The sequence below is a fragment of the Microbacterium sp. CIAB417 genome, assembly GCF_022788845.1.
Genome location: NZ_JAHZUT010000005.1, coordinates 75,640 through 87,465, shown reverse-complemented (window position 1 = coordinate 87,465; position 11,826 = coordinate 75,640). Strand labels below are relative to the sequence as shown.

Below are 11,826 nucleotides of genomic sequence, written 5' to 3'. Positions count from 1 at the left end.
GTCCCCCGCGTCCGTGAAAAGTCACCAGATCGTCACACGCGCGTCAGCCGGCAGGTGCAGCGCATCCTCCTCGGTGATGCCGAACGCCTCGTAGAACGCGTCGATGTTGCGCACGATCTGATTGCACCGGAACTCGTTCGGCGAATGCGGATCGATCGTCAGCAGACGGATCGTCTCGGCATCCCGGCTCTTCTGCTGCCAGGCCTGCGCCCACGACAGGAACAGACGCTGCACGCCCGTGTAGCCGTCGATGACCGGCGCCTTCTGGCCGCCGAGCGACAGCTCGTAGGCCTTCAGCGCGATGCCGAGGCCGCCGAGGTCGCCGATGTTCTCACCGATGGTGAGGGCGCCGTTGACGTGGTGCTCCTCCGCCAGACCGAGCGGGACCAGGGCGTCGTACTGCGCGATGAGCGCCCTGGTGCGCTCCTCGAACGCCGTGCGGTCGGCGTCGGTCCACCAGTCCTCGAGCTTCCCGGTCCCGTCGTACCGGCTGCCCTGGTCGTCGAATCCGTGACCGATCTCGTGGCCGATCACGGCACCGATGCCGCCGTAGTTCGCCGCCGCGTCCCGGCCCGCGTCGAAGAACGGGTACTGCAGGATCGCCGCCGGGAAGACGATCTCGTTCATCGACGGGTTGTAGTACGCGTTGACCATCTGCGGGGGCATGTGCCACTCCATGCGGTCGATGGGTCCGCCGACCTTGTCGATGTTGCGGTCGTGCTCGAAGACGTTCGCGCGCCGGACGTTGCCGAACAGGTCCGCCTCGTCGATCTCGAGCGAGGAGTAGTCGCGCCACACCTCGGGGTGCCCGATCTTGGGGGTGAACGCGTCGAGCTTGGCGAGCGCGCGCTCGCGGGTCTCCGGGCTCATCCACTCGAGGGTGGTGATGCTCTGCCGGTACGCCTCGATGAGGTTCGCGACGAGCTCGTCCATGGCGGCCTTCGCCGTCGGCGGGTAGTGCCGCTCGACGTAGACCTTGCCGATCGCCTCGCCGAGGGCGCCCTCGGTGAGCGAGACGCCGCGCTTCCAGCGCTCGCGGATGGTCGGCACTCCGGTGAGCTCGGTGCCGTAGAACGAGAAGTTCTCCTGCACCAGGTCGTCGGTGAGGTACGGGGCCGCGGCGTGCACGACCTTGGCGCGCAGCCAGGCCTTCCAGTCGTCGAGGCGCTCGGCGACGAGCAGGGAGCCGAGGCCTTCGAAGAAGCTCGGCTGCGAGACGACGACCTCGTCGAACGCAGCGGGGTTCGACGGCGTGACCGCCTCGCGCCACGGCGTGAGATCGACCCCGACGAGCACCTGCAGCTCGTCCCAGGTCTTGGGGTTGTAGGTGGCGACCGCGTCGCGACTGCGCACGTTGTCCCAGTGATGCCCCGCGAGCTCGGTCTCGAGCGTGATCGCCCGGTCGGTGTCGGCCGCGGCGTCCGCGATCCCGGCGAGCGCGAGCAGGCGCTCGAGGTGCGCGCGATACGCCGCGCGGGTGTCGACGAAGGTGTCGAGACGGAAGTAGCTCTCGTCGGGCAGCGACAGACCGCCCTGCACGAGCACCGGCAGGTAGCGTTCCGGGTCGCCGGGGTCGCCGTCGACGTACACGCCGATGACGGACGCGCGCCCGTCGCGGTCGTATGCGCCGACCGTCCGCAGGAAGGCGGGGATGCCGTCGATGGCGTCGATCTCGGCGAGCGTGTCCGCGAGGGGCGTCACTCCGGCCGCGGCGATGCGGTCGGTGTCCATGAAGCTCGCGTACAGGTCGCCGATCTTGCGCGCCGCGGACCCGGGTTCCGCGGTCCGGGATTCCTCGATGATCGCGCGGACGTCCTTCTCCGCCTGTTCGGCGAGCAGGTGGAACGATCCCCAGCGGGCCTTGTCGCCCGGGATCTCGGTGTTCTCGATCCAGGCACCGTTGACGTGCCGGTACAGATCGTCCTGCGGGCGGATGTCGGAGCTGAACTCGGCGGTGGCCAGGCCTGCGGGAAGAGCATCAGTCATGAGGGACAGCCTACGGCCGTGACCGGAGGTCGCAGCGGAGGACCGGGCTCACGTCGCCGAGGGCAGCCGCGAGACGATCGTGCCGGCGGCCGCCCCGACGAGCGTCTCGCAGGCCTGAGCGAGGCGAGCGGCGAAGAGCGCCGCATCCGTGCCCCTGGTCAGGGCGTGCGCGGAGAGGCCGTCGATCATGGCCAGGATCTGCCACGCCACGGCCTCCTCGTCGTCGACGGCGAACATCCCTGCGATGCGGCCGTCCCGGATGATCCCGGCGATGTACGACTGCCACGCCTGCATCTGCTCGTCGATCGCGGCCGAGAGTGCGGCGCTGCCTCGACCAAGCGACCAGGCATCCACCCAGACCAGGGTGATGTCGTCGTGGTCGCGGCCGAGCACGGTCGCGATCAGGACGGCCATGCGGCCTGCCGCGTCATCGGAGGCATCCGCCTGTCTGCGCACGTCGTCGAGTTCGCCGGCGGTGAGCTCGCGGAACGTGCGGGCGATCAGATCGTCCATGCTCGTCGCGTAGTGCGCCACCAGCCCGGATGCGACGCCGGCCCTGGCGGCGACGGAACGCAGGGTCAATGCGGACAGCCCCTGCTCGCGGGCGAGTCCGAGGGCCGCGTCGTGGATCTCGCCGGAGCGCTGCGCGGGGCTCTTGCGGGTACGGGTTCTGGCCGGGGAGGTCGCCATGGTGCCTCCAGTGTAGGAAATCCTTGTATTGATCGCATGGTCAATATACGATGGCGTCAGTCGAGCGAAGGAGGCGACGTGACCTGGAGGATGCCGCACGAGGGTGCACCGCACGAACGCACCTGGATGGCCTTCCCGCGCGCGGGCCTCACCCTCGGCGAGGGCGAGGCCTGGCAGGAGACCGCGTACCGGGCGTGGTCCGACGTCGCGCTCGCGATCGCGCGGTTCGAACCGGTCACCATGCTCGTGGATCCGACCGAGACCGCGCGGGCCCGCGGCCTGCTCGGCTCGGCCGTCGAGATCGTCGAGACCCCGCTGGACGAGTTCTGGATGCGCGACGTCGGCCCGACCTTCGTGATCGATGACGAGCGCCCGGATGTCCTCGGCGCCGTGGACTGGATCTTCAACGGGTGGGGCGCCCCCGCCTGGGCGCAATGGGAGGCCTCCGCGCTGGTCGCCCGCTCGGTCGCCGCCGAGATCGGCGCGGAGCGGATCAGCTCCGTCCTCGTCAACGAGGGCGGCGGCATCCACGTCGACGGCGAGGGCACGGTGCTGCTGACCGAGACCGTTCAGCTCGACCCGAACCGCAACCCCTTTGCGGACAGGGACCGCGTCGAGGCCGAGATGGCGCGGACGCTCGGCGCCGAGAAGGCCATCTGGCTGCCCCGCGGCCTCACGCGCGACTACGACGAGTTCGGCACCCGCGGGCACGTCGACATCGTGGCGGCGTTCTCCTCTCCCGGCACGCTCCTGCTGCACAGCCAGGACGACCCGGCCCACCCCGACTTCGCCGTCACGCGCGACCTGAAGGCGCTGCTGCGCGACAAGACGGATGCCGCGGGGCGGCCGCTCGAGATCATCGATGTGCCGGCACCGACCACCCTGCGCGACGACGAGGGATATGTGGACTGGAGCTACATCAACCACCTCGTCGTCGACGACGGCGTGATCGCGTGCGGCTTCGGCGAGGAGGCTGCGGACGCGCGCGCCCGCGAGATCCTCGCGGGCGCCTACCCCGGCCGCGAGGTCGTGACCGTCGACGCCAGGGCGATCTTCGCCCGGGGCGGCGGCATCCACTGCATCACGCAGCAGCAGCCGAAGACACCGGCGCAGGCAGGAGCCCGATCGTGATCGACGTCGTGGAGGCATCCATCGCCGAGCTGCGCAGCGCGCTCGAGAGCGGAGCGGCCACCAGCGTCGACCTCGTGCACGCCTACCTCGCCCGCATCGACGCATACGATGCTCCGGACACCCCGACGGCGCTGAACTCGGTGGTCGTGCGCAACCCCCGTGCTCTCGCCGAGGCCGAGGCATCCGACGCGCGTCGTGCCGCCGGCGCCGTGCTCGGGCCGCTCGACGGCATCCCCTATACGGCCAAGGACAGCTACCTCGTCGCCGGCCTCACCGCGGCATCCGGATCCCCGGCCTTCGCCGACCTCGTCGCCCAGCGCGACGCGTTCACGATCGAGCGTCTCCGTGCCGGGGGAGCGATCTGCCTGGGCCTGACGAACATGCCGCCGATGGCGAACGGCGGCATGCAGCGCGGCGTGTACGGCCGCGCGGAGAGCCCGTACAACGGGGAGTGGCTGACCAGCGCCTTCGGCTCCGGGTCCTCGAACGGCTCCGGAACAGCGACGGCGGCGAGCTTCTGCGCCTTCGGTCTCGGCGAGGAGACCTGGTCGAGCGGACGGGCGCCGGCGTCCAACAACGCCCTGTGCGCGTACACCCCGTCGCGCGGGGTCATCTCGGTGCGCGGCAATTGGCCCCTCGTGCCCACCATGGACGTCGTCGTGCCCCACGCGCGCAGCATGGCGGATCTGTTCGAGGTGCTCGACGTCGTCGTGGCCGACGACGCGGAGGTCCGCGGCGACTTCTGGCGGGCGCAGCCGTGGGTGCGCATCCCCACGGCGAGCGCGGTACGTCCCGATTCCTACACGGCGCTCGCCGCCGTCGACCCCCGCGCGGCGCTCGCGGGCCGCCGACTCGGCGTGCCGCGCATGTACATCGACGCTGATCCGGAGGCGGGCACGGGCACCACCATCGGGGGCCCCACGGGTCAGCGCATCCAGACCAGGGCATCCGTCCTCGCCCTCTGGGAGCAGGCGCGACGCGATCTGGAGGCGGCCGGCGCCGAGGTCGTCGAGGTCGACTTCCCGATGATCACGAACTACGAGGGCGATCGAGCCGGTGCCCCGACGCTGAAGACGCGGGGTCTGGTCAGCGAACGATTCCTCCGTTCCGAGATCGAGGATCTCTCCGCGTGGGCGTGGGACGACTTCCTGCGCGCGAACGGCGATCCCGCGCTCGACCGGCTCGAGCTCGTGGACGGCGCCCGCATCTTCCCGCATCCTGAAGGCGCGCTGCCGGACCGCTACACCGGCTTCGACGACGACATCGCCGAGTACCCCGGCTTCGTGAAGACGCGGCCTCACGCCGCGTTCACCGACATCCCGCACCTCGAGGAGGGCGTGCGCGGCCTCGAGCAGACCCGGCGCGTCGACCTCGAGGACTGGATGGACGGGCTGGAGTTGGACGCCGTCGTCTTCCCGACCGTCGCCGACGTCGGCCCGGCCGACATGGACGTGAACCCGGCATCCGCCGACGCCGGCTGGCGCAACGGGGTCTGGGTCGCGAACGGCAATCTCGCCGTCCGCCACCTGGGCGTTCCCACCGTCACGGTGCCGATGGGGACGATGGCCGACATCGGGATGCCGGTGGGCCTGACCTTCGCCGGCCGCGGCTGGGACGACACCGCACTGCTCCGCCTCGCCGCCGCCTTCGAGGCCACCGGCGATCGCCGCACCCCCCCGCCGCGCACTCCGGTTCTTCCCGGAGAGGAACTCTCATGACTTCGCCGTTTCCCCGCCCCGCCGATCGCCTGCAGATCGCGGTCGACGCCGCGGACCCGTTCCAGCGCGGCGTCGATCGCGGACGACAGCTGCGCGAGGCCCTGCCCGGGACCGTCGAGGCCTACGACCGGCTGTTCCGTCTCGGCGGCATCGACGAGAGCGCCGTGCGCGACGACGCCGACCGGATGCTCGACGCGGTCGGCGCCCACCGTCCGGCGCTGCGTGCCCAGATCGAGGGCATCGCGGCAGGCGCGGATGCCGAGCTGTGGCGGGTCGCGGCGCTGAACGGCCGCACCGAGGTCCTGTCCCGCAGCGTCGCCGTCCCGCCCGGCGAATGCTCGACCATCGTGCGCTCGATCCGCGACGCCGAGGGCCGCGCGCGCACGCTCGGCGTGCAGACCTGGGACTGGCACATGGAGATCGCGCCGTACTGGCACACGATCGTCTCGCGCGGCGGCGTTCACGACTACGCGGGCCTCACCGAGTGCGGCATCCTCGGCAAGATCGGCGTGAACAGCGTCGGAGTGGCGCTGCACTTCAACATCCTCGGGCACCGGTCCGACCGCCCGGAGGGCATCCCGATGCACGTGCTCGCCGCCCTCGTGCTCGAAGAGGCGACCAGCGCGGCGCACGCCGTCGAACTGGTGCGCGACGCACCAGTCACGAGCTCGGGATCGTTCGCGCTCTTCGACGAGCAGGGCGAGGCCGTGCTGCTCGACATCAGCCCGGAGGGCGTGTTCGAGGCGCCGGCGATCACCGAGGGCACCTGGCTGCGCACCAACCACTTCCTCACCGCGCAGCCCGCCGCCGCCGAGAAGACCTGGCTGTACCAGCCCGACTCCGGCCAGCGCTGGGACTTCCTGCGCGACCGACTGGTGAACGGGACCGATCCGACGGATGCCGAGCAGCTGCGCGCGGCCCTCGTCACCGGCGACGGCGAACCGCCCGTGACGTGCGTGCCCGACCTCGCGCTGCCGATGGGACAGCGCTGGGCGAGCCTCGCGACCGTCGTGCTCGACCCCGCCGGCCGCCGCGCCGACATCCTCGACGGCACCCCCGCTGAGAACACCACGCGCCCGCACATCGAGCTCGCCCTCTGACCCGATCGCATCCCGACCTGATCGAAGGAGATCCGTCCATGACCGAGAACACCACCGTCTACCGTGACGCCGTCGTCTTCGACGGACTGGCGGACGCTCCCCTGCACTCGGCCTTCGCGGTGCGTGGTGACCGCATCCTCGCCGTCGGGACGGAGCAGGAGGTGCGCGATGCCGCGGGACCCGATGCCGAGGTCGTCGACCTGGGCGGGGCGTTCGCGATGCCCGGCGTCATCGAGGCTCACGCGCACCTCGCCATGTTCGGCCACGCTCAGGGCAAGGTGCAGTTGCGCGACTGCGCGTCGCTGGAGCAGATCCAGCAGCGACTGCGGGAGGCGCGTGCGGCGAATCCGGACGCCACGATCATCGAGGGCGTCAGCTGGCTGTTCGACTCCCTGCCCGAAGGCGTGTCCCGGCCGACCGCGGCGATGATCGACGAGGTCATCGACGACATCCCGGTCTTCCTCGACGCGAACGACCTGCACAGCACCTGGGTGAACTCCGCGGCGCTGCGCGCCGCCGGCATCGACCGCGACACCGTCGACCCGATCGGCGGCGAGGTCGTCCGCGACGAGAACGGCGATGCCACCGGCTTCCTGCTCGAGACCGCGGCGATGGACCTGCTCGCCGACTACCTCGAGAGCATCCGCACCGACGAGGAGATCGACGCCCACCTCGACCTCGCCTTCGACGCGTACCTGGCCGCCGGAGTCACCGGCGCCGCCGACATGGGCATGACCGAGCAGTCGATGGCGGCACTGCGGCGCCGTCTGGACCGCGACGGGCGGCTGCCCTTCCCGGTCACCGCGCACTGGTGGCTGAGCTCCACCGGCGACCCGGACGCCGACCTCGCCCAGGTGGATCGAGCCGTGCAACTGCGCGACGAGCTGGCCGCCACGGGGACGCCCTGGCTCAAGGTGGTCGGGGTGAAGTTCATCCTGGACGGCGTCATCGACGCCTGCACCGCCGCGATGGCGCGTCCCTATGCCGACGGATCCAACGCCGACCCGATCTGGAGCCGCGAGGCGGCGACACCCGTCGCGATCGCTGCCGACCGGGCCGGTCTGCAGCTCGCCATGCACGCGATCGGCGACGCCGCGAGCGCGCTGGCCGTCGACCTCGTCGTCGCCTGCGAGCAGGCGAACGGCGCCGGCACCGGCCGGCGCCCCCGCATCGAGCACCTCGAATCGGTCACCCCCGAGACGGTCGCCCGAATGCGGCAGCACGGCATCGCCGCGTCCATGCAGCCGGTGCACTGCGACCCCGCCATCCTGGACAACTGGATGGCGGTGCTCGGCGACCGGCGTGCCGAGGACGGCTTCCCGTGGAACTGGTTCCGCGACGTCGACGTCCCGGTCGCGCTCGGCACCGACGCCCCCACCGCACCCCACGAGGCTCTGCACAACCTGTTCATCGCGATGTCCGGCCGGTCCACGATCGACCGCCACCTGCCCGCGTACCACCCGGAGCGCGCGTTCAGCGCCGCGCAGGCGCTCGCCGCGGCGACGTCCGGCGCGGCGTTCGTCGGCGGGATCGACGAGGAGTACGGGCGCATCGCTCCCGGCTTCTACGCGAACGTCGCCGTGCTGGACGTCGACCCGCTGGCCGCCCCGACCGACGACCTGCTCACCGGCGCCGTGCTGTGCACGCTCGTGCACGGCGAGGTCGCCCACCGGCGGGACTGACCTCATCCCCTCTGAAACCCGAACGCCCCCTGCAGCGACGCAGGGGGGTGCCCCCTCTGGAAGGACCGCCATGTCCGAAGCATCCGCCCTCCCCTCCCTCCGCACCGGTGCCGCCCCGGAATCAGAGCCCGAGTTCGTCGACGCGCCGAACACCCCGGAGACCCGGGGCATCGAGCTCATTCAAGACGGCGAGCGTCACGGCAGAGCCCGTGATCTGTTCTTCGTCTGGTCCGCGCCCGGCGTCAGCGTGCTGAACATCACCGTCGGCGCGTCGATGACGCTGGTGCTCGGCCTCGAGATCTGGCAGGCGCTGCTCGTCATCCTCGCCTCGAGCACGCTGGCGCTGCTGCCGGGGATCGTCGCGATCTCCGGGCCCGCCGCCGGGACGTCCGGCTCGGTGATCCAGCGCGCGATCTACGGCATCCACGGCAACAAGATCGTCATCGCGTTCTACGGCTGGTTCATCTCCGGGGTGTTCCTCGCCCTGAACTGGGTGGCCGCCTCGTTCATCGGGGGCGAGCTGCTGGTGCGCTGGGGGTTCCCCGACCCGGTCCTGGCCTCGATCCTGGTGGCCGTCGTGGTCTCGGCGATCACCGTGCTCGTCGCCGTGTACGGGCACGCGCTGATCCTGAAGGCGTACATGGGCATCTCGATCGGGCTGTTCGTGATCTTCGCGCTCGTCATCGGCTTCATCGCCCCGGCCCTGGACTGGGGCTTCACGCAGCCCGAGCCGCTCAGCGGCCTGCCGCTGTGGGCGAGCGTCACGATCGCGTTCGCGCTGATGGCGTCGTCGCCGCTGTCGTTCAGCAACAGCGCCGATATGGCCCGCTACCTGCCGCGTGACACGAGGGCATCCGGCATCATCGGCGCGACCTCGCTGGGACAGCTCTTCCCCGCCGTGCTGATCACCGCCTTCGGCGTCGTGCTGGGAGGCACGGTCGGACCGGAGAGTCTCGCGAACGGCATCGAGTACTCGCTGCTGGAGAACCTGCCGGTCTGGCTCGCCCCGCTGTTCGTGCTCGGCGTCCTGGTGAACTGCATCTCGCTGAACGGCATGACCACCTACACGGCGAGCATGGCGCTGCAGTCGATCGGGGTCCCGATCCGGCGCATCCCCTCGGCGATCCTCATCGGGGCGCTCGGCTGCGCGTTCACGATCGTGCTCGTGCTCGCATCCGACCTGATCAGCGCCGTCAACCTGATGCTGCAGTTCCTGCTGATCATCTCGGTGCCGACGATGGGCGTCTACGTCGCCGACATCGTGCTGCGCCGCAACCGCTACGACGGGGACGACCTGTTCGATGAGCGGCCGGGCGGCATGTTCTGGTACCTCGGCGGATTCGGCGTCGCAGGACTCGTCTCGGTGGTGGCGGGCGGCTTCGCCACCGCGATGTTCCTGTCGACCACGGTCTGGGTCGGTCCGTGGGGTGCGGGCATCGGCGGACTCGATCTGTCCGTTCCCGTCGGCCTGCTCGTCTCCATCGGCCTCTACGCTCTGCTGGCCGGCAGGACGGTGCGCGCGCAGATCGCGTGAGAGCCTTCGCGCTCAGCGCCGCCGGAACCAGCGGCGCCGCTCGCGCGCGGCCGGGACGGGGGCCTCAGCCTCGGTCTCACGGCGGATCGTCTCGCGTCGCTCCCGCCAGGCCGCGATCTCGGCATCCACGTCCCGCGTGCGGGTGACGACCGGAGGCCCTCCGGAGAGCTGTCGGCGCGCGTCGATCACGCGCCGGTTGAAGTCCTCCAGCACGTCGCGGACGTCGCTCTCACGGCCGAGCGCATCCAGCCGGTCGTCGAGCTCGCGGTCCTCGACGCGCAGCATGAGGGCGGGAGGACCGAGTCCGGTGAGGTTCTCGGTCTCGATCTTGCGCCGGATCCACCAGTCCGGATCGTGGTGCGTGCCGAGTCCCTCGATCGGCTTCCCCGCCCCAGGAAGGTCGTCGAACTCGCCGCGGCGGATGGCGACCTGGATCGCGGTCTCGACGAACTGATGCTTGTTCTCGGCGGTGAGCTGTGTCGGAGCCGGGGCGGCCTCGGCATCGGGCTTGTCGGTCTGCGCGGCCCGGTACCGGGCCGCGTCTCCACGGGGATCGTTCATCGTCCACCTCCGGATGCTGCCTCTCCCAGCCTACGACGCAGCCGCAGGACCCGCGCAGCGCAGCTCACCCCATAGGCTCGAGGGGTGAACGCCCGCGCCGCCTCCCTCAACCGGGAGATCCTGCGCCTCGCCGTGCCGGCCCTCGGCGCCCTCGTCGCCGAACCGGCCTTCCTCATGGTGGATGCCGCGCTCGTCGGGCATCTGGGCACCACTCCGCTGGCCGGCCTCGGGATCGCGAGCGCCGTGCTGCAGACGATCGTGGGCCTGATGGTCTTCCTCGCGTACTCCACGACGCCCGCCGTGGCGCGGCGCTTCGGCGCCGGCGACCCGAAGAACGCGGTGTCGGTCGGGATCGACGGGATGTGGCTGGCGCTCGGCCTCGGGGCCGTGCTCGCGGCTGCCGGCGCCATGTCCTCCCCATGGCTGGTGTCGCTGTTCGGCGCGTCCGACGCCGTGGCCGAGCAGGCGGACACGTACCTCGCCATCTCGATGTGGGGCCTGCCCGCGATGCTCATCGTCTTCGCCGCGACAGGGCTCCTGCGCGGCATGCAGGACACCATGACCCCGCTGTGGATCGCCGGCCTGGGCTTCGCCGCCAACGCCCTGCTGAACTGGCTGTTCATCTACGGCTGGGGCTGGGGCATCGCCGGATCCGCCGCCGGCACCGTGACCGCGCAGTGGGGCATGGTGGCGGCCTACGTCCTGGTCGTCGGGCGCCTCGCGAAGCGCCACGAGGCGTCCGTCCGGCCGCAGCGCGACGGCGTGCGGGGTTCGGCGCGCTCGGGCGGGTGGCTGTTCCTGCGCACCGTGAGCCTGCGCGTCGCGCTGTTGGCGACCGTGGGCGTCGCGACCGGCATCGGCACGACCGAGCTCGCCGGCTGGCAGGTCGTGTTCACGATCTTCTCCGCGGCCGCCTTCGCCCTGGACGCCCTGGCCATCGCAGCGCAGGCGCTCATCGGGAAGGGACTCGGAGCCGGCGACGAACGCACGGTCAAGCGCGTGCTGGCGAGGACCGTGGCGTGGGGTGCCTGGTTCGGCGTGATCGTGGGAGGCGTGATCGCCGCACTGTCGGGCGTCATCGGGCTCGCGTTCACGGGAGACGCCGACGTCGCCGCGCTCATCCAGCCCGCACTCATCGTCCTGGCGATCGCGCAGCCCGTGGCGGGCATCGTCTTCGTGCTCGACGGCGTGCTGATGGGCGCCGGGGATGCCCGCTATCTCGCGATCGCCGGCGGTCTGAACCTCGTGCCGTTCCTGCCCGCACTGTGGATCATCGCCGCCACCGGCGTCGATGACACGGCGGGCGTGACATGGCTGGCCGTCGCCTTCTTCGGCGTGTACCTGCTCGCGCGTCTCGCCACCCTCGGCTGGCGCGTGCGGACAGGACGCTGGCTCACCGCGGCCGTGTGACGAGTCGCCCCCTC

At 71.1% G+C, this 11,826-nt stretch carries 9 protein-coding genes; 6 read left to right on the top strand and 3 right to left on the bottom strand.

Annotated elements, in window-relative coordinates; translation table 11 throughout:
- Positions 1–21: 21 nt before the first annotated feature.
- On the bottom strand, positions 22–1,986 hold the full coding sequence (locus tag KYX17_RS21275; protein ID WP_243229374.1) for a M13 family metallopeptidase: 1,965 nt from the start codon (positions 1,984–1,986) through the stop codon (positions 22–24).
- A gap of 48 nt (positions 1,987–2,034) precedes the next feature.
- Positions 2,035–2,676, bottom strand: coding sequence for a TetR/AcrR family transcriptional regulator (locus KYX17_RS21270; RefSeq protein ID WP_243229372.1), 642 nt, complete (start codon positions 2,674–2,676; stop codon positions 2,035–2,037).
- Between the two features lie 78 nt (positions 2,677–2,754).
- On the opposite strand from KYX17_RS21270, the gene KYX17_RS21265 reads away from it, so the two are divergent.
- The 5 genes from KYX17_RS21265 (at position 2,755) to KYX17_RS21245 (ending at position 9,841) form a co-directional block, all read left to right on the top strand.
- On the top strand, positions 2,755–3,807 hold the full coding sequence (locus tag KYX17_RS21265) for an agmatine/peptidylarginine deiminase (RefSeq protein WP_243229370.1): 1,053 nt from the start codon (positions 2,755–2,757) through the stop codon (positions 3,805–3,807).
- The gene (locus KYX17_RS21260) at positions 3,804–5,525 is read left to right on the top strand and encodes an amidase (protein WP_243229368.1); all 1,722 of its coding nucleotides are present in this window, start codon (positions 3,804–3,806) and stop codon (positions 5,523–5,525) included. Before KYX17_RS21265 ends, KYX17_RS21260 begins: the two co-directional genes overlap by 4 nt.
- Positions 5,522–6,625 carry a C45 family peptidase gene (locus KYX17_RS21255; protein ID WP_243229366.1) on the top strand — a complete coding sequence of 368 codons (1,104 nt, stop codon included), beginning with the start codon at positions 5,522–5,524 and terminating at the stop codon, positions 6,623–6,625. Before KYX17_RS21260 ends, KYX17_RS21255 begins: the two co-directional genes overlap by 4 nt.
- Positions 6,626–6,663: 38 nt before the next feature.
- Positions 6,664–8,307: an amidohydrolase gene (locus tag KYX17_RS21250; protein ID WP_243229364.1), complete on the top strand. Its 1,644-nt coding sequence runs from the start codon at positions 6,664–6,666 to the stop codon at positions 8,305–8,307.
- Positions 8,308–8,377: 70 nt separating this feature from the next.
- Positions 8,378–9,841: a cytosine permease gene (locus KYX17_RS21245; RefSeq protein ID WP_243229363.1), complete on the top strand. Its 1,464-nt coding sequence runs from the start codon at positions 8,378–8,380 to the stop codon at positions 9,839–9,841.
- A gap of 12 nt (positions 9,842–9,853) precedes the next feature.
- Here the strand turns inward: KYX17_RS21245 and KYX17_RS21240 are convergent, their stop codons facing one another.
- The gene (locus tag KYX17_RS21240) at positions 9,854–10,402 is read right to left on the bottom strand and encodes a DUF1992 domain-containing protein (protein WP_243229361.1); all 549 of its coding nucleotides are present in this window, start codon (positions 10,400–10,402) and stop codon (positions 9,854–9,856) included.
- A gap of 84 nt (positions 10,403–10,486) precedes the next feature.
- Between KYX17_RS21240 and KYX17_RS21235 the strand changes: the two genes are divergently transcribed.
- Entirely contained in the window at positions 10,487–11,812 is a 1,326-nt protein-coding gene (locus KYX17_RS21235; protein WP_243229359.1) for an MATE family efflux transporter, read from the top strand.
- Positions 11,813–11,826: the final 14 nt, after the last annotated feature.

Bases quoted from the DNA above. Each gene is read 5' to 3' on its own strand.
- KYX17_RS21275 (WP_243229374.1), bottom strand. From the start codon at position 1,986: ATGACTGATGCTCTTCCCGCAGGCCTGGCCACCGCCGAGTTCAGCTCC.
- KYX17_RS21270 (WP_243229372.1), bottom strand. From the start codon at position 2,676: ATGGCGACCTCCCCGGCCAGAACCCGTACCCGCAAGAGCCCCGCGCAG.
- KYX17_RS21255 (WP_243229366.1), top strand. From the start codon at position 5,522: ATGACTTCGCCGTTTCCCCGCCCCGCCGATCGCCTGCAGATCGCGGTC.
- KYX17_RS21250 (WP_243229364.1), top strand. From the start codon at position 6,664: ATGACCGAGAACACCACCGTCTACCGTGACGCCGTCGTCTTCGACGGA.
- KYX17_RS21245 (WP_243229363.1), top strand. From the start codon at position 8,378: ATGTCCGAAGCATCCGCCCTCCCCTCCCTCCGCACCGGTGCCGCCCCG.
- KYX17_RS21240 (WP_243229361.1), bottom strand. From the start codon at position 10,402: ATGAACGATCCCCGTGGAGACGCGGCCCGGTACCGGGCCGCGCAGACC.